Consider the following 16,772-nt stretch of genomic DNA (forward strand, 5'->3'; position numbering starts at 1 on the left):
TTGCGCTGGCGCGAAAAAACTGAATTCTCCGGTTAAAGAGACACTTTTCGACTATGCTTTTTGCTCAAGTCGCTGAAAAGGGCGGCAAAAGGATGAGGAAAGCATAATGACACTCTCAAAGATCTGTGCGGGCTCGCTGGCGCTGCTAGCGGCGGTGAGTTTACCCCTGCAGGCGGCGTCGCCGGTGACGGTGGGGTCGAAAATCGACACCGAAGGGGCTCTGCTCGGCAATATCATTTTGCAGGTGCTGGAAAGCCACGGCGTTAAAACGGTCAATAAAGTCCAACTGGGCACGACTCCGGTTGTGCGCGGGGCAATCACCTCCGGCGAACTGGATATTTATCCGGAATACACCGGCAACGGGGCCTTCTTCTTTAAAGATGAAAACGACCCGGCGTGGAAAAACGCCAACGCGGGCTATGAGAAAGTCAAAAAGCTCGATGCCGAACAGCATAAGCTGGTGTGGTTAACGCCAGCGCCCGCCAATAATACCTGGACCATCGCAGTGCGTAGCGATGTCGCTGAGAAAAATAAACTCACTTCGCTGGCCGATCTCGGACGCTACCTGAAAGCGGGCGGAACCTTTAAGCTGGCCGCCTCGGCCGAATTTATTGAGCGCGCCGATGCGCTTCCCGCTTTTGAAAAAGCCTACGATTTTAAACTGAGTCAGGATCAACTGCTTTCGCTGGCGGGCGGCGACACCGCGGTAACGATCAAAGCGGCAGCACAGCAAACGTCCGGCGTAAACGCGGCGATGGCTTACGGTACGGACGGTCCGGTGGCCGCGTTGGGGTTGCAAACCCTGAGCGATCCGAAAGGCGTACAGCCGATCTATGCCCCTGCGCCGGTAGTGCGTGAAGCAGTGCTGAAAGACTATCCTCAAATGGCCGAATGGCTGCAGCCGGTATTCGCCAGCCTTGACGCGAAAACCCTGCAGCAGTTAAACGCCAGTATTGCCGTGGAAGGGCTGGACGCGAAAAAAGTCGCCGCAGATTACCTGAAGCAAAAGGGATGGGTGAAGTAAAAGGACTGAAATAAGGCTGGGTGACGTGGCAAAAGTCAGTATTAACCGCGTGCTGTTGCTGCTGGTGGCGCTCACCGCAGTTGCCGCCGCGCTGCCGTTCGTAAACTATGCTCCTAACCGACTGGTTTCTGGCGAGGGGCGTCCGATCTGGGCAGTCTGGCCCGGTTCGGTTTCGCTGCTGGTGGGCGCCGGGTGCGCCTTGCTCACGCTGTGCTTCGTGCCGGGAAGACGAGGCGCTGCGCTCACGCTTGCTGTTGCGCAACTGTTGGTGATCCTGATGCTCTGGAGCGCGGGAAAAGCCGCCAGCCATCTGGCTGAAACGGGCTCGCCGTTGGCGCGGACCAGCCTGGGAAGCGGTCTGTGGCTGGCGCTGGCGTTAGGGCTGCTGGCCTGTAGCGACGCGATTCGCAGAATCACCGTCCAGCCGCTCTGGCGCTGGGTTCTGCATGCCCAGATCGCCATCGTGCCGCTGGCGCTGCTGTTTTCCGGCGCGTTCGACGCGCTTTCTCTGCTTAAAGAATACGCCAACCGGCAGGACGTCTTTGACGACGCGCTGGCGCAGCATCTGACGCTGCTGCTGGGAACCGTTTTGCCTGCGCTGGCGATTGGCGTGCCGCTGGGCATCTGGTGCCACTTTTCCGCTGCCCGTCAGGGACCGGTGTTTACCGTGTTAAACGTGATCCAAACCATTCCGTCGGTGGCGCTGTTTGGTCTGTTAATTGCGCCGCTTGCCGGGCTGGTAAAGGCCTTCCCGTGGCTTTCATCGTTGGGCGTCGCGGGAACCGGTCTGACGCCAGCACTGATCGCGCTGGTGCTGTACGCGCTGCTGCCGCTGGTGCGCGGCGTGGTCGCCGGGCTGGACCAGGTGCCGCGTGACGTGCAGGAAAGCGCGCGCGCGATGGGCATGGGCGCCGCCCAGCGCTTTTTTCACGTCCAGTTGCCGCTGGCGTTACCGGTATTTTTGCGCAGCCTGCGCGTGGTCATGGTACAAACAGTCGGGATGGCAGTGATTGCCGCGTTGATTGGCGCGGGCGGCTTCGGCGCGTTGGTTTTTCAGGGACTGCTCAGCAGCGCCATCGATTTAGTGTTGCTTGGCGTGATCCCGGTGATTGTACTGGCGGTAGTGATTGACGCGCTGTTTGACTTAGGGAGCGCTTTGCTGAAGGTAACCCATCATGATTGAATTTAACCACGTGAGTAAAACCTTCGGTGAGCAGAGAGCGGTTAACGATCTCAATCTGCATTTTAAAGAAGGCAGTTTTTCGGTGCTGATTGGCACCTCCGGTTCGGGAAAATCAACCACGCTGAAGATGATCAACCGCCTGGTGGAACATGACAGCGGACGAATTCGCTTTGCCGGTGAGGAGATCCGCTCTCTGCCGCTGCTCGAACTTCGCCGACGTATGGGATACGCCATTCAGTCGATCGGTCTGTTTCCACACTGGACCGTGGCGCAAAACATTGCCACCGTGCCGCAGTTGCTCAAGTGGTCGCGACAGAAACGAGACGATCGTGTCGATGAACTGATGGCGCTGCTGGGGCTGGAGCCGGGGCTGCGGGAACGCTATCCGCATCAGTTGTCCGGCGGGCAACAGCAGCGGGTGGGCGTAGCGCGCGCGCTGGCCGCCGACCCGCAGGTGCTGCTGATGGATGAGCCGTTTGGCGCGCTGGACCCGGTTACCCGTGGCGCATTACAGCAGGAGATGACCCGTATTCACCGCCTGCTCGGGCGAACCATTGTGCTGGTGACCCACGATATTGACGAGGCGTTACGCCTGGCGGAACATCTGGTACTGATGGACGGCGGCGAAGTGGTGCAGCAGGGCACTCCGCTCCAGATGTTGACCGCGCCGAACGATGATTTTGTTCGCCAGTTTTTTGGACGTAGCGAACTGGGCGTACGTCTGCTGTCGCTGCGTAACGTCGCCGACTATGTGCGGCGTGATGAGCACACTGACGGCGATGCGTTAACGGAAACGATGACGCTACGCGACGCGCTCTCCCTGTTTGTGGCGCATAACCGGGAAATCTTACCGGTGGTTAACCAGCATGGCGTTGCCTGCGGTACGCTGCACTTTCGCGATCTGCTTTCGGAGACGTTGCGTGATGAAACGACTGACTGATCCGCTGCTCTGGCTTATCGTCGTATTTGTGCTGATGCTGGTAGGCTTGCCGCATAGCGAGGCGCTGTTCGCTCGCCTGTTTCCTGAACTGCCGCGTCCGGTCTACCAACAGGAGAGCTTTGTCGCGCTGGCGCTGGCCCACTTCTGGCTGGTCGGCGTGTCGAGCCTGATCGCGGTGCTGATTGGCGTCGGGGCAGGGATCGCGGTCACGCGACCTGCCGGGGCGGAGTTTCGTCCGCTGGTGGAAACCATTGCTGCAGTAGGACAAACCTTTCCGCCCGTCGCCGTGCTGGCAATCGCGGTGCCGGTGATGGGGTTTGGCCAGCAGCCGGCGATTATTGCGCTGATCCTCTACGGCGTGCTGCCGGTGTTACAGGCGACGCTGGCGGGGTTGGGGTCTGTCCCGGCAAGCGTACGAGAAATCGCCAGCGGGATGGGAATGAGCCGCGGCCAGCAGCTGCGAAAGGTCGAACTGCCGCTGGCTGCGCCTGTCATTCTGGCGGGGATCCGCATCTCGGTAATCATCAATATTGGCACGGCGACCATTGCCTCTACGGTTGGGGCGAGTACGCTGGGCACGCCGATCATTATCGGCCTGAGCGGCTTTAATACCGCCTATGTCATTCAGGGGGCGTTACTGGTCGCGCTGGCGGCGATCGTCATTGACCGCCTGTTTGAACGATTAGTTCAGCGGCTTAGCCAGCACGCAAAATGAAGGTATAACCCGCGAGCATGACGCCGCCGATACCGCCGATAGCCATGAGTAAAAAGAGGGCGATAACGCCGATTTTCGTTGCGCTCATGATGTTCTCCTTATGTTAACCAAGAGATTATACAGAGAAGCGCTCCTGTTAATGAATCATTAAATGCCAAGTGGGTAAATATCATATCCCTGGGCACGCCAGGTCGCCAGTTGCTGTTGCTGCGCCGGTGTCTGGTTTTCGCCGCACCACACCAGGAGGGTGCGGCCTTCAAACTGCTCCGGGCGAAGCTGGTTCAGGGAGTGCGCCAGTACATCAACGCGCCAACCCTGCTGGCTGGCGATCCAGCCCTCAAGCCATAATCGGGTGGTGTCGTGAATATTCCAGCCTACCACCAGCGCGTCTTTGCCCTGTTTCTTTCTCGCCGAGGCGAGACAAATCGCAATGTAGTTAATTAACACGCCGTCGAGAATGCCCAGCAGCGCCTGAAGCGTCGGCTGCGGGCACTGGAGACGGCGGCGTAGCGGAATAAACAGATGGCTGGTGAGCGTTTGCGCCGGATAATCCTGGCCGCGCTCTTTAAGCCAGACTCTGATGCTGTGCAGATTATTGTTTTGCAGGTAATGCAGGAGCGTTTCCTGATGCTCGCGCCAGCCGTTTTGCCGATCGAACGTGTCATTGCTCAACAGCACTTTGACTTTGCTGACCTGGACGCCATTGTCGATCCAGCGTTTGATCTCGCGGATGCGGTCGATATCCGAGTCGTTGAAAAGACGATGTCCGCCGTCTGTTCGCTGCGGTTTCAGTAATCCATAACGCCGCTGCCACGCGCGAAGCGTGACAGGGTTGATATCACAAAGCAGAGCCACTTCACCTATGGTGTAAAGCGCCATCTTTTAATCCTTGCTCGCGAGGTCCCAGTTTAACTTTAGACGCTCTTTTTCGAACCAGGTAGTTTTGTCTGTTTTTTAATCAATTTAGCGGTAAAAATCTGAGAGTCGGCGGCGACATTGAGTGATCGTACTCACGATTTCATCTTTTTTTGCAACAGTTCAAAGAAAGATCAACGCAGTCGATGTATGTTACGCGGTTTTAATAGAAGTGTGGTCTGCGGGTATGTACGAGTTTAATCTGGTGTTGCTGCTGCTTCAGCAGATGTGCGTGTTCTTGGTTATCGCATGGCTGATGAGCAAAACGCGTCTGTTCATTCCCTTAATGCAGGTCACTGTCCGCTTACCGCACAAGCTGTTGTGCTACGTTACCTTCTCCATCTTTTGCATTCTCGGCACCTATTTTGGCCTGCATATCGACGATTCTATCGCCAATACCCGGGCGATAGGCGCGGTGATGGGCGGGCTGCTCGGTGGGCCGGTGGTCGGCGGATTGGTTGGGCTAACCGGCGGCCTTCATCGCTACTCCATGGGCGGGATGACCGCCCTGAGCTGCATGATCTCCACCATCGTCGAAGGCTTGCTCGGCGGGTTGGTACACAGCGTTCTGACGCGGCGGGGGCGGACCGACAAAGTCTTTAATCCGCTGACCGCAGGCGCGATTACCTTTGTCGCCGAGCTGGTGCAGATGCTGATCATTTTGCTGATCGCCCGGCCTTTTGACGATGCGTACCGGCTGGTCAGTAATATCGCCGCGCCGATGATGGTGACCAACACCGTCGGGGCGGCGCTGTTCATGCGCATTCTGCTCGACAAGCGCGCCATGTTCGAAAAATACACTTCGGCGTTTTCCGCTACCGCCCTGAAGGTGGCGGCCTCGACGGAGGGGATTTTGCGCCAGGGCTTTAACGAAGTGAACAGCATGAAGGTCGCGCAGGTGCTGTACCAGGAGCTGGATATCGGCGCGGTGGCGATTACCGACCGGGAGAAGCTGCTGGCTTTTACCGGCATTGGCGATGACCATCACCTGCCGGGCAAGCCGATCTCATCAAGCTATACGCTGCGGGCGATTGAAACCGGCGAGGTGGTTTACGCCGACGGTAACGAAGTGCCGTACCGCTGTTCGCTGCATCCGCAGTGCAAACTGGGATCAACGCTGGTGATCCCGCTGCGCGGCGAAAACCAGCGGGTGATGGGCACCATCAAGCTGTATGAAGCCAAGAACCGCTTGTTCAGCTCCATCAACAGGACGCTCGGGGAGGGGATTGCCCAGCTGTTGTCCGCCCAGATTCTGGCCGGACAGTACGAGCGCCAGAAAGCGATGCTGACCCAGTCGGAAATCAAGCTGCTGCACGCCCAGGTGAATCCGCATTTTCTGTTCAATGCGCTCAATACCATTAAAGCGGTGGTGCGCCGCGACAGCGAGCAGGCGGGCCAACTGGTGCAGTATCTGTCCACCTTCTTTCGCAAAAACCTGAAGCGACCCTCAGAAATTGTGACGCTTGCCGATGAAATTGAGCACGTCAACGCCTATCTGCAAATTGAAAAGGCGCGATTTCAGTCGCGCTTAAAGGTGAATCTGAACGTGCCGGAGGCGCTGGCTCACCAGCAACTTCCGGCGTTTACCCTTCAACCCATTGTGGAAAACGCCATCAAACACGGCACATCGCAACTGCTGGAGACGGGCGAAGTGTCCATAACCGCCCGTCAGGAGGGACAACACCTGATGCTGGACATAGAAGATAACGCCGGGCTGTATCAACCGACGACCAATGCCAGCGGCCTGGGAATGAATCTGGTGGACAAACGCCTGCGTGAGCGTTTTGGCGATGACTATGGCATTAGCGTGGCCTGCGAGCCTGACCGCTTTACCCGAATAACCCTACGACTTCCGCTGGAGGAGAACGCATGATTAAAGTGCTGATTGTGGATGATGAACCGCTAGCGCGGGAAAATCTGCGGATCCTGCTACAGGAACAGAGCGATATTGAGATTGTCGGGGAGTGCGCGAATGCGGTAGAAGCGATTGGCGCGGTGCATAAATTACGCCCGGACGTGCTGTTCCTCGACATTCAGATGCCGCGCATCAGCGGACTGGAGATGGTCGGTATGCTCGACCCGGAACACCGTCCATATATCGTTTTTCTGACCGCTTTTGATGAGTACGCCATCAAAGCCTTTGAAGAACACGCCTTTGATTATCTGTTAAAGCCCATTGAAGAGGCGCGTCTGGAGAAAACCCTCAACCGCTTGCGCCAGGAGCGCAGCAAACAGGACGTTTCCGTGCTGCCGGAAAACCAGCAGGCGCTGAAGTTTATTCCCTGTAGCGGACACAGCCGGATTTATCTGTTGCAGATGGATGATGTCGCTTTCGTCAGCAGCCGAATGAGCGGCGTTTTTGTCACCAGCAGCGAAGGTAAAGAAGGCTTTACCGAACTGACGCTCAGAACACTGGAAAGCCGTACGCCGCTGCTGCGCTGCCACCGGCAATATCTTGTGAACATGGCGCATCTTCAGGAGATTCGGCTGGAAGATAATGGCCAGGCGGAGCTGATTTTACGCAACGGATTAACCGTGCCGGTGAGCCGGCGCTATCTGAAAAGTTTGAAAGAGGCGATTGGCCTGTAAAACTGGTACACTGCGCGCCATTGCATCATCGACAGTTGAAGGCTCTATGCTTAGTAATGATATTCTTCGTAGCTTGCGCTACACCCTGAAAGCCAATAATAACGACATGGTACGCATTCTTGCGCTTGCCGGTATGGAATCGACCTCTGCGGGTTTTGATACCTGGATGACCAAAGAGGATGAAGACGGTTTTGTGCGCTGCCCGGATATTGTCCTGAGCGGATTCCTCAACGGCCTGATTTATGACAAGCGCGGAAAAGACGACTCTGCGCCGGAATTAGCGCTCGAACGCCGCGTGAATAACAACACGGTGCTGAAGAAACTGCGCATCGCGTTTTCTCTGAAAACGGACGATATCCTCGCCATCATGACCGAACAGAATTTCCGCGTATCAATGCCGGAAATTACCGCGATGATGCGCGCGCCGGACCATAAGAACTACCGCGAGTGCGGCGATCAGTTTATGCGTTATTTTTTACGCGGGCTGACGAACCGGGAACATAGCGCGAAGCCGCCACAGGGCAAGAAGGCGTAAAAAAAAGCCGGAGACGATCTCCGGCTTTTTGGTTATTTAACCTGCTGACCCGGCTTTGCGCCTTCGTCAGGGGTTAACAGGAAGATATCTTTCCCGCCCGGGCCTGCGGCCATCACCATCCCTTCCGAGATGCCGAAGCGCATTTTACGCGGCGCGAGGTTTGCCACCATCACCGTGTGGCGGCCAATCAGCACCTGCGGGTCAGGGTACGCGGAACGAATGCCGGAGAAGACGTTACGCTTCTCGCCGCCGAGATCCAGCGTCAGGCGCAGCAGCTTGTCCGAACCTTCCACAAACTCGGCGTTTTCAATCAACGCCACGCGCAGATCGACTTTGGCGAAGTCGTCAAAAGTGATGGTTTCCTGAATCGGATCGTCCGCCAGCGGACCGGTGACCGGCGCTGTCGCCGCCTTTACTTCCTCTTTCGACGCTTCAACCAGCGCATCGACCTGCTTCATGTCGATGCGGTTATACAGCGCTTTGAAGGTATTTACCTTATGGCCCAGCAATGGCTGCTGGATAGCATCCCAGGTCAGTTCGGTGTTGAGGAAAGCCTCCACGCGTTCGGACAGGGTCGGAAGAACCGGCTTCAGATACGTCATCAGCACGCGGAACAGGTTGATGCCCATTGAGCAGATCGCCTGCAGGTCGGCGTCACGGCCTTCCTGTTTAGCCACAACCCACGGCGCCTGTTCGTCCACGTAACGGTTTGCCAGGTCGGCCAGCGCCATGATTTCACGGATCGCTTTGCCAAATTCGCGGCTTTCCCACGCGTCGCCAATAACCGCTGCCGCGTCGGTGAAGGTTTTATACAGCTCAGGGTCAGCCAGCTCCGCCGCCAGTACGCCGTCGAAACGTTTATTGATAAAACCCGCGTTACGCGACGCCAGGTTAACCACTTTATTAACGATATCGGCGTTGACGCGCTGCACGAAGTCTTCCAGGTTCAGGTCAATATCGTCGATGCGGGAAGAGAGCTTGGCGGTGTAGTAGTAGCGCAGGCTGTCGGCGTCGAAGTGGTTCAGCCAGGTGCTGGCTTTAATGAACGTTCCGCGAGACTTGGACATCTTGGCGCCGTTAACCGTCACGTAGCCGTGTACAAACAGGTTGGTCGGCTTACGGAAGTGACTGCCTTCCAGCATTGCTGGCCAGAACAGGCTGTGGAAGTAAACAATGTCTTTGCCGATAAAGTGATACAGCTCGGCGCTGGAGTCTTTTTTCCAGTATTCGTCGAAGCTTACGCTGTCGCCGCGCTTGTCGCACAGGTTCTTGAACGACCCCATGTAGCCAATTGGCGCATCCAGCCAGACGTAGAAGTATTTGCCCGGCGCGTTCGGAATTTCAAAGCCGAAGTATGGCGCGTCGCGGGAGATATCCCACTGTTGCAGGCCGGATTCGAACCATTCCTGCATTTTGTTCGCAACCTGCTCCTGCAACGCGCCGCTGCGGGTCCACGCCTGTAGCATTTCGCTGAACGACGGCAGATCAAAGAAGAAATGTTCAGAGTCACGCATCACCGGCGTCGCGCCGGAAACCACGGATTTCGGCTCGATCAGCTCCGTCGGGCTGTAAGTCGCGCCGCACACCTCGCAGTTGTCGCCGTATTGGTCCGGCGATTTACATTTCGGGCAGGTGCCTTTCACAAAACGGTCCGGCAGGAACATGCCTTTTTCCGGATCGTACAGCTGAGAAATGGTGCGATTTTTAATGAAGCCGTTTTCTTTCAGACGGGTGTAGATAAGCTCTGACAGCTCACGGTTTTCCTCGCTGTGCGTGGAGTGATAGTTGTCGTAGCTAATGTTGAACCCGGCGAAATCGGTCTGGTGCTCCTGACTCATCTCGCCAATCATCTGCTCCGGCGTAATGCCAAGCTGCTGCGCTTTCAGCATGATCGGCGTGCCGTGGGCGTCGTCGGCGCAGATGAAGTTGACCTCGTGGCCGCGCATTCGCTGGTAACGGACCCAGACATCAGCCTGGATGTGCTCCAGCATATGGCCGAGGTGGATTGAGCCGTTGGCGTACGGCAGCGCGCACGTTACCAGAATTTTCTTCGCGACTTGAGTCATAGTAGGTATTACTTCTTCTCTGTTAAAAGGGGGTTTTGATGTTACCTGAAAGGTAATAACTACGCCAAGAAATAAGGGCATCAAACCATAAATGATTAATCATTACCGCTGGAGTACACTAGGTCGCTACACTTGTACTTTTCAGAACAACAAAAAGGAGTCGGGATGAACGCACAATCCCAGGCCAAATCACCAGAGACCCTGCGCGCGATGGTCGCCGGGACGCTGGCGAATTTTCAGCACCCCACTTTGAAGCATAATCTGACAACCCTGAAAGCGCTGCACCATGTCGCGTGGATGGATGACACGCTGCACGTTGAGCTGGTGATGCCATTCGTCTGGCATAGCGCGTTTGAGGTGCTAAAAGAGCAATGCAGCGCTGATCTGCTGCGTATCACGGGTGCGAAAGCGATTGACTGGAAACTCTCGCATAACATCGCCACCCTGAAGCGGGTGAAAAATCAGCCGGGCGTGAACGGGGTGAAAAATATCATCGCGGTCAGTTCCGGGAAGGGCGGGGTCGGTAAGTCTTCTACCGCGGTTAACCTGGCGCTGGCATTAGCGGCGGAAGGGGCAAAAGTCGGTATTCTTGACGCCGATATCTATGGCCCGTCGATCCCCACCATGCTGGGGGCGGAAAATCAGCGCCCGACGTCGCCGGACGGAACCCACATGGCGCCGATTATGTCGCATGGCCTGGCAACCAATTCCATTGGCTATCTGGTAACCGACGATAACGCGATGGTATGGCGCGGCCCGATGGCCAGCAAAGCGCTGTTGCAGATGCTGCAGGAGACGCTGTGGCCGGATCTGGATTACCTGGTACTGGATATGCCGCCGGGCACCGGTGACATTCAGCTGACGCTGGCGCAGAACATCCCGGTAACCGGTGCTGTGGTGGTGACCACGCCGCAGGATATCGCGCTGATCGACGCCAAAAAAGGCATCGTCATGTTTGAAAAAGTCGAGGTGCCGGTACTCGGTATCGTCGAGAATATGAGCATGCACATTTGCAGCAACTGCGGCCACCATGAGCCCATCTTTGGTACTGGCGGCGCGGAGAAGCTGGCTGCGCAATATCACACCCAACTGCTGGGGCAGATGCCGCTGCATATTAGCTTGCGCGAAGACCTTGACCGCGGTACCCCAACGGTAACCAGCCGTCCGGAAAGCGAATTTACCGCAATGTACCGTGAGCTGGCGGGACGTGTTGCCGCGCAATTGTACTGGCAGGGGGAAGTGATCCCCGGAGAAATCGCCTTCCGCGCCGTGTAATACCGCTAGTTAAAAATATTCACCGCATCAACAATATATTGATGTGGTGAATATGTTTTATTAATTTATTTTTTAGGTTGTTTTATTCGGTAAGGTCAGCCATTCTTACTTTTATAAAAGCGGCGTTTGTTACTCTCTCCTTTACAGGTATATAGATACAATGAATAAGAGCATATTCCTGGGGTTTTTTGCTGTAATGTTTGGAATGCGTTCTCTTGCTTTTGCGTCTGATGGCCTTGATGGCAAAGTTACCCTTGTTGGACATGTTGTTGAATCCACCTGTCCGGTCGACATGACCCTCGGCAAGTTACGACATGACTGCCAGAACGCAGCACAACGGTTTATGGCTGCCAACCCTGAAAGCAAACTGCCGGGGATCACCACCACACGGATTGCATTAGCGAACGATGCCCAACGGCAAATTATTCTAAATACATACGACTAAATTTTACGCAATACATCATTGCTAAGGCGGAATTCTAAGTGAATACCGCCTTTTTAAGTTTATTAATACACCAAAGCATACATTTAATGTAATTTATTCTTTTTAAGAATGGTATTTTGCGCTTTATTATTCATAAATATAATGCGTTATGTTATTTGCGTTAAATCAATAAAACGAGACGTTCACATTGCCTTAACGTTATCTTCATGAGATTTTTAAATTGAAGTCATTCAACGGATACTCTTTTAAAAATACGATAAGGATAGACTTATGAAAAAGTCGGTTATTTTTACGTCGCTGCTTCCCTTTTTATTTGCAAGCATGACCAATGCAACAGGTACAAACGTTATTACAGAAGATGGACAATTGATTATTAAAGCGACGGTTGAAGGATCATCCTGCCATTTTAGTTCTGATGGTGGAAACTCCGCGGTAATTGATATGGGTATAATTTCTACTTCTGATGTTTATAAATTAGCTATCGGCTCAGTTGATACAACGAAATGGAATAATGAAGGGGATGTGCTGGAAATTATCTGTCCCGACAATGTAAAACTAAATCAAATCACTTTTGATCCCACGTTATTTTCAGCTGTACATTCTGGCCTGTTACAGGATGATAATGGTGATGCGACTGGCGTCGGTTTTGCCGTAAATTTTCATAATACCGATTCCGCAAGCGTACAAATTACGCAAAAAAATCAGGTTGTCGATGTTAGTAGCTTAACGGGAACATCCACGGGCGAGGGTGGGGTGATGTATTCACTGAAATTTGACGCCCGTTGGGCGCGACTGGCTCAAGTGGTAAAAGCGGGCGACGTAAAATCAACCATCAAATTTACCGTTGAAACTGACTAGTATTAGTTGCTCTTGTCGGAGAGCTCTGGCAAGAGCTGTATCAAAATAAGGCTGTACACGATGAAACGGATTTTATTTTCGAGCCTGTTAGCGCTTATGCTTCCCGCTCATGCGGATGTTGTTATTTATGGTACTCGCGTTATTTACCCGTCAGAGAGGAATGAAATTATCGTGCAACTGATGAACCAGAGCGGTAAGGCCTCGTTGGTTCAGTCCTGGATAGATGACGGTGACACGACCATCCCGCCAGAAAAGATTCAGGTGCCGTTTTTGCTTACTCCACCCGTAGTGCGGATAAAGGGAAACTCGGGCCAGCAAATTAAAATTAAGAAAATGCCAAACGCGTTACCGCAGGATAAAGAAAGCCTTTTTTATTTTAACGTACTGGATATCCCGCCCAATGTCAGTGAGCATGAAGGGAAAAATACCCTGAAATTTGCTATGCAAAACCGCCTGAAGTTGCTATATCGGCCAAAAGGCATAGAACCCGTGACGCAAAACAGTATTAAGAAAATCACCTTGTCGAGAAAACAGGGGGGATTACAACTGAATAATGGGACTGCTAACTGGATTACGATACCTAAAATTGAAGCGAAAAAAGTGCAGCTTAATAGCAAAACGCTTTTACTGGCACCGCTATCCACTCAGGCGGTTACGTTAAAATCTGCTGCCAGCAATGACTATCACATCACGATTATTGACGACCGCGGAAATTACGTGAGCGATAGGGTTCAGGTTAACTAATATGAGGTGTGGCTATGTTACGGATAACTCCTCTCGCGTCCGCGATATTCATATTGCAGTTTTCTTGTCCCCTGTTAGCGGAAGAAGAGACCTTTGATACCCATTTTATGATGGGCGGATTAAAAGGCGAGAAAAGCAGTAACTTCAGTTTTGACGGTGAAAATCCCATTCCCGGCGTCTACGATTTAGAGCTCTATGTGAATCATCGCTGGAGTGGAAAGTATGAGTTAACCGTCAAGGACGATCCTGATACGACGTGTTTAACCGGGCAGCTCCTGCATCGTCTGGGTATCGATACGGAATCACTCAAAACGGGTAAAGATGCGCAATGCATTCCCTTAAAAACCGCGGTGCATGGCGGAGATTACGTGTTTGATATCGGTCGTTTTCGTCTTGAATTGAACGTACCACAGGCGTTTGTTAACGAGCCAGAATATGGGTATGTCGAACCGCAAAACTGGGATCGTGGTATTGATGCGTTGTATACCTCTTATTATGTCAGCCAGTATAACAGTGATTATGAAAATACCGGCAACAATAAGAATATCTTCGCGCGTTTCAATAGTGGGCTGAATTTGCTCGGATGGCAGCTGCATTCCGATGCCAGTTACAGCAAATCCGACGACAGCAGAGGGGAATGGAAAAGTAACACTCTCTATCTGGAACGCGGGCTCCCGGCGGTATTAGGTACGTTGCAGGCGGGTGAGATGTACACCTCTTCAGATATTTTTGATGCTGTTCGCTTTCGCGGTATGCGTCTGTATCGCGACATGCAAATGTTGCCGAACTCTAAACAAAATTTTACCCCTGTCGTTCAGGGCATCGCCCAAAGTAACGCGCTGGTTACCGTTGAGCAAAACGGCTTTATTGTGTATGAGAAACAAGTTCCTCCAGGACCTTTTGCGATAGCCGATCTGCAGCTGGCAGGAGGTGGGGCCGATCTTGACGTCAGCGTAAAAGAAGCAGATGGCAGTATCACCACCTATCTTGTGCCTTATTCGTCGGTTCCTAATATGCTTCAGCCTGGCGTATCAAAATACGATTTTGTCGTTGGGCGGAGCGATATCGAGGGTGCCAGTCATCAAAGTGACTTCGTGCAGGCCAGCTATCAGCATGGGGTGAACAACCTGTTAACCCTCTACGGCGGTACGATGCTGGGGGACAATTACTCGGCTTTCACGCTGGGTACCGGCTGGAATACGGCTTTTGGCGCGGTCTCTTTAGACGCCACGCAAGCACACAGTAAACAGGATGATGGCGCTGTTTTCGATGGACAAAGCTACCAGATTGCCTGGAATAAATATTTCTCGCCAACAAAAACACGCTTTGGCCTGGCGGCATATCGCTACTCGTCACGTGATTATCGTACCTTTAACGATCATATATGGGCGAATAATAAAAACAGTTATCACCGCGACGATCACGATGTCTACGATATTGCCGACTACTATCACTATGACTTTGGACGCAAGAACAGTTTTTCAGCCAATATTAGCCAGCCGCTTGCTGAAGGTTGGGGGACGTTGTCGTTAAGCACCCTGTGGCGGGACTATTGGGGTCGAAATGGTAACAGCAAAGATTATCAGCTCAGTTACTCCTCTGGCTGGCGGCGTATCACTTATACGCTTTCTGCCAGCCAGACGTATGATGAATCTCACCAGCAAGATAAACGCTTTAACCTTTTTATATCAATTCCGCTTGAATGGGGTGACGGTATCTCAACACCTAAGCGTCAACTGTATCTTTCGAATTCAACCACGTTGGACGACGATGGCTTTACGTCGAATAACACCAGCCTGACCGGTATCGCAGGTGAGCGCGACCAGTTTTCCTACGGCGTTAACCTGAGCCATCAGCGTCAGGATAGCGAAACCAGCGCCGGGGCTAACCTCACATGGCGCGCGCCGGTTGCGACTCTCAGCAGCAGCTACAGCCAGTCTTCACACTATACACAGAGCGGGGCAAGCCTTTCCGGCGGAATTGTGGCCTGGTCTGGTGGTATTAATCTGGCCTCTCGTCTTTCTGATACGTTTGCGATCATTGAAGCGCCGGAGCTTAAGGGGGCATATATTAACGGTCAGAAATATCGGGTTACCAATAGTAAAGGGACGGTATTGTATGACGGCCTGAGCGCGTACCGGGAAAACAGACTGACGCTGGATATTTCTAACACCGATAGCACCACTGAATTGCAGGGAAACCGGAAAAGCGTAGCGCCTTATCGCGGGGCGGTTGTAAAAGCCCGATTTGACACTGATCCACGTAAGCCCTGGTATTTCCGCGCACTCCGCCCCGATGGCACGCCGCTGACCTTTGGTTATGAGGTAGAAGACCCACAGGGGATAAATATCGGATTGGTGGGGCAAGGCAGTACGTTATTTATTCGTAGTGATGAAGTACCGGCAAAAGTCAACGTCGCCGTGAATAAACAGCAGGGCCGTTACTGCACAATCTCTTTCAATAATGAGATTGATGAAAGTAAAACCTATGTCTGCCAATAAAAGGAAATTACGATGAAATGGATACTCTTCACAATATTATTGCTGTGTTCGTTCTGGGCTCAGGCTTACAAATGTGATTTTATGCCGTCCGAAACAATAAATGGTGAGTACACTTTCACGCCAAATGCCATGTCCGGAACGTTGGAAGGCGGTCTTTTTGCGGCGAGCCAGAACGGAACGATAGTCTTGTTATGCAACTCTACGGTAAACGCATGGCTGGAGGCAGCAATGCTCATTGCGCAAAGCGACAGCTATGCATTTCGGGTTGGCAGCAAATACTACATAATCTCATTTACGGTTGATTATCAGAAGCAGACGCCGGTTGCGGCGAAGTCGCAATATACGTTGGCGGATTTTTTCGCTATGGCGGGACTGGTGCTACATTATTCGATTGTGGAAGCGGATTCGCCGGGGGACGCGACGGTCATTTTGCCTGGGGCGACAATACCGCTGGTGACCACCTTACGGCTGGACTACTGTCAGGGGAATCAGACTAACTGCTCTTCAGACAAAAAGGTAAATTACACTATCAATATATTTCTGGATATCGATATTACGACCTGTGCTTTTGGCCATCAGGAGATCGATTTGGGCACAATAAATATTAACGATCTTAATAAAAAACCGTTCACACTTTATCCCGTCCAGTTTATTTGTCAGGCGAGGGGGGCGGGGAGCCTGAAATTTACCCCGGACAATGTTGTCTTTTATTTTGAACCGATTAGCCCCCTGGCTGAGGATGAGATGACCTTAACCAATGATTTAGCGGCATCCCCTGGCAGCGCAGGGGCGGTAGGGTTTCAGCTCTCGCTGGACGGTACAACCAGCATTCAGTATGGACGCGCATTCCCGTATACCTCGCCAGAGATTATGGGAAGCACAGTGCCCATCAATCTTTATGCGCGAACCAGAACCTATGCAGGTCACGTCGCAGCGGGAGAAACCCTTAGCAGGGTGAAGGTGGTTGTCGATTATCACTAAT

Annotated in this window: 16 protein-coding genes; 13 read left to right on the plus strand and 3 right to left on the minus strand. The window is 53.1% G+C overall.

Features of this window, described 5'->3' with window-relative positions; translation table 11 throughout:
* The first annotated feature begins 106 nt into the window (after positions 1 to 106).
* From osmF to JY391_RS08250, 4 genes are read left to right on the plus strand one after another with little or no spacing between them, the layout of a single operon-like run.
* A complete protein-coding gene (gene osmF, locus JY391_RS08235; RefSeq protein ID WP_042284451.1) occupies positions 107 to 1,024 on the plus strand; it encodes a glycine betaine ABC transporter substrate-binding protein OsmF in 918 nt (305 codons plus the stop codon).
* 16 nt (positions 1,025 to 1,040) lie between these two features.
* Entirely contained in the window at positions 1,041 to 2,207 is a 1,167-nt protein-coding gene (locus tag JY391_RS08240; RefSeq protein WP_211935784.1) for an ABC transporter permease, read from the plus strand.
* Positions 2,200 to 3,147: an ABC transporter ATP-binding protein gene (locus JY391_RS08245; protein ID WP_211935539.1), complete on the plus strand. Its 948-nt coding sequence runs from the start codon at positions 2,200 to 2,202 to the stop codon at positions 3,145 to 3,147. Before JY391_RS08240 ends, JY391_RS08245 begins: the two co-directional genes overlap by 8 nt.
* Positions 3,131 to 3,862: an ABC transporter permease gene (locus tag JY391_RS08250; RefSeq protein ID WP_211935540.1), complete on the plus strand. Its 732-nt coding sequence runs from the start codon at positions 3,131 to 3,133 to the stop codon at positions 3,860 to 3,862. The genes JY391_RS08245 and JY391_RS08250 overlap by 17 nt, the downstream gene beginning before the upstream one ends.
* Here the strand turns inward: JY391_RS08250 and JY391_RS08255 are convergent.
* Entirely contained in the window at positions 3,843 to 3,950 is a 108-nt protein-coding gene (locus JY391_RS08255; RefSeq protein WP_042284438.1) for a protein YohO, read from the minus strand. The genes JY391_RS08250 and JY391_RS08255 overlap by 20 nt on opposite strands.
* A gap of 59 nt (positions 3,951 to 4,009) precedes the next feature.
* A complete protein-coding gene (gene mlrA / locus JY391_RS08260; protein ID WP_042284435.1) occupies positions 4,010 to 4,741 on the minus strand; it encodes an HTH-type transcriptional regulator MlrA in 732 nt (243 codons plus the stop codon).
* A 223-nt stretch (positions 4,742 to 4,964) separates the two neighbouring features.
* Here mlrA and JY391_RS08265 point away from each other — a divergent pair, with 223 nt between their 5' ends.
* Genes JY391_RS08265 through JY391_RS08275 form a run of 3 tightly spaced genes read left to right on the plus strand, consistent with a single transcriptional unit; the run spans position 4,965 to position 7,901 of the window.
* Complete coding sequence (locus tag JY391_RS08265; protein WP_181822912.1) at positions 4,965 to 6,650, plus strand: sensor histidine kinase; 1,686 nt, start codon at positions 4,965 to 4,967, stop codon at positions 6,648 to 6,650.
* A complete protein-coding gene (gene btsR, locus JY391_RS08270) occupies positions 6,647 to 7,366 on the plus strand; it encodes a two-component system response regulator BtsR (RefSeq protein WP_042284427.1) in 720 nt (239 codons plus the stop codon). The genes JY391_RS08265 and btsR overlap by 4 nt, the downstream gene beginning before the upstream one ends.
* Before the next feature lie 46 nt (positions 7,367 to 7,412).
* A complete protein-coding gene (locus JY391_RS08275; protein WP_042284424.1) occupies positions 7,413 to 7,901 on the plus strand; it encodes a YehS family protein in 489 nt (162 codons plus the stop codon).
* A 32-nt stretch (positions 7,902 to 7,933) separates the two neighbouring features.
* Here the strand turns inward: JY391_RS08275 and metG are convergent, their stop codons facing one another.
* Positions 7,934 to 9,967, minus strand: coding sequence for a methionine--tRNA ligase (gene metG, locus JY391_RS08280; RefSeq protein ID WP_211935541.1), 2,034 nt, complete (start codon positions 9,965 to 9,967; stop codon positions 7,934 to 7,936).
* Between the two features lie 165 nt (positions 9,968 to 10,132).
* On the opposite strand from metG, the gene apbC reads away from it, so the two are divergent.
* From apbC to JY391_RS08310, 6 genes are all read left to right on the plus strand, one after another.
* The gene (gene apbC, locus JY391_RS08285; protein ID WP_060569302.1) at positions 10,133 to 11,242 is read left to right on the plus strand and encodes an iron-sulfur cluster carrier protein ApbC; all 1,110 of its coding nucleotides are present in this window, start codon (positions 10,133 to 10,135) and stop codon (positions 11,240 to 11,242) included.
* Positions 11,243 to 11,402: 160 nt separating this feature from the next.
* The gene (locus tag JY391_RS08290; RefSeq protein ID WP_211935542.1) at positions 11,403 to 11,687 is read left to right on the plus strand and encodes a DUF2574 family protein; all 285 of its coding nucleotides are present in this window, start codon (positions 11,403 to 11,405) and stop codon (positions 11,685 to 11,687) included.
* Between the two features lie 270 nt (positions 11,688 to 11,957).
* Positions 11,958 to 12,545: a fimbrial protein gene (locus tag JY391_RS08295; protein WP_211935543.1), complete on the plus strand. Its 588-nt coding sequence runs from the start codon at positions 11,958 to 11,960 to the stop codon at positions 12,543 to 12,545.
* Between the two features lie 60 nt (positions 12,546 to 12,605).
* A complete protein-coding gene (locus JY391_RS08300) occupies positions 12,606 to 13,289 on the plus strand; it encodes a fimbria/pilus periplasmic chaperone (protein ID WP_211935544.1) in 684 nt (227 codons plus the stop codon).
* Between the two features lie 14 nt (positions 13,290 to 13,303).
* Positions 13,304 to 15,790, plus strand: coding sequence for a fimbrial biogenesis outer membrane usher protein (locus JY391_RS08305; protein WP_211935545.1), 2,487 nt, complete (start codon positions 13,304 to 13,306; stop codon positions 15,788 to 15,790).
* Between the two features lie 12 nt (positions 15,791 to 15,802).
* The gene (locus JY391_RS08310) at positions 15,803 to 16,771 is read left to right on the plus strand and encodes a fimbrial protein (protein ID WP_211935546.1); all 969 of its coding nucleotides are present in this window, start codon (positions 15,803 to 15,805) and stop codon (positions 16,769 to 16,771) included.
* Position 16,772 lies beyond the last annotated feature (1 nt).

The organism is Citrobacter sedlakii (genome assembly GCF_018128425.1).
GTDB classification, from domain to species: Bacteria; Pseudomonadota; Gammaproteobacteria; order Enterobacterales; family Enterobacteriaceae; genus Citrobacter_A; species Citrobacter_A sedlakii.

What these genes read in the sequence shown, in the direction of transcription:
- JY391_RS08275 (WP_042284424.1), top strand. Translation starts at nt 7,413, where the DNA reads ATGCTTAGTAATGATATTCTTCGTAGCTTGCGCTACACCCTGAAAGCC.
- JY391_RS08305 (WP_211935545.1), top strand. Translation starts at nt 13,304, where the DNA reads ATGTTACGGATAACTCCTCTCGCGTCCGCGATATTCATATTGCAGTTT.
- osmF (WP_042284451.1), top strand. Translation starts at nt 107, where the DNA reads ATGACACTCTCAAAGATCTGTGCGGGCTCGCTGGCGCTGCTAGCGGCG.
- JY391_RS08250 (WP_211935540.1), top strand. Translation starts at nt 3,131, where the DNA reads ATGAAACGACTGACTGATCCGCTGCTCTGGCTTATCGTCGTATTTGTG.
- JY391_RS08300 (WP_211935544.1), top strand. Translation starts at nt 12,606, where the DNA reads ATGAAACGGATTTTATTTTCGAGCCTGTTAGCGCTTATGCTTCCCGCT.
- mlrA (WP_042284435.1), bottom strand. Translation starts at nt 4,741, where the DNA reads ATGGCGCTTTACACCATAGGTGAAGTGGCTCTGCTTTGTGATATCAAC.
- JY391_RS08255 (WP_042284438.1), bottom strand. Translation starts at nt 3,950, where the DNA reads ATGAGCGCAACGAAAATCGGCGTTATCGCCCTCTTTTTACTCATGGCT.
- JY391_RS08245 (WP_211935539.1), top strand. Translation starts at nt 2,200, where the DNA reads ATGATTGAATTTAACCACGTGAGTAAAACCTTCGGTGAGCAGAGAGCG.
- btsR (WP_042284427.1), top strand. Translation starts at nt 6,647, where the DNA reads ATGATTAAAGTGCTGATTGTGGATGATGAACCGCTAGCGCGGGAAAAT.
- metG (WP_211935541.1), bottom strand. Translation starts at nt 9,967, where the DNA reads ATGACTCAAGTCGCGAAGAAAATTCTGGTAACGTGCGCGCTGCCGTAC.
- JY391_RS08265 (WP_181822912.1), top strand. Translation starts at nt 4,965, where the DNA reads ATGTACGAGTTTAATCTGGTGTTGCTGCTGCTTCAGCAGATGTGCGTG.
- JY391_RS08295 (WP_211935543.1), top strand. Translation starts at nt 11,958, where the DNA reads ATGAAAAAGTCGGTTATTTTTACGTCGCTGCTTCCCTTTTTATTTGCA.
- apbC (WP_060569302.1), top strand. Translation starts at nt 10,133, where the DNA reads ATGAACGCACAATCCCAGGCCAAATCACCAGAGACCCTGCGCGCGATG.
- JY391_RS08310 (WP_211935546.1), top strand. Translation starts at nt 15,803, where the DNA reads ATGAAATGGATACTCTTCACAATATTATTGCTGTGTTCGTTCTGGGCT.
- JY391_RS08290 (WP_211935542.1), top strand. Translation starts at nt 11,403, where the DNA reads ATGAATAAGAGCATATTCCTGGGGTTTTTTGCTGTAATGTTTGGAATG.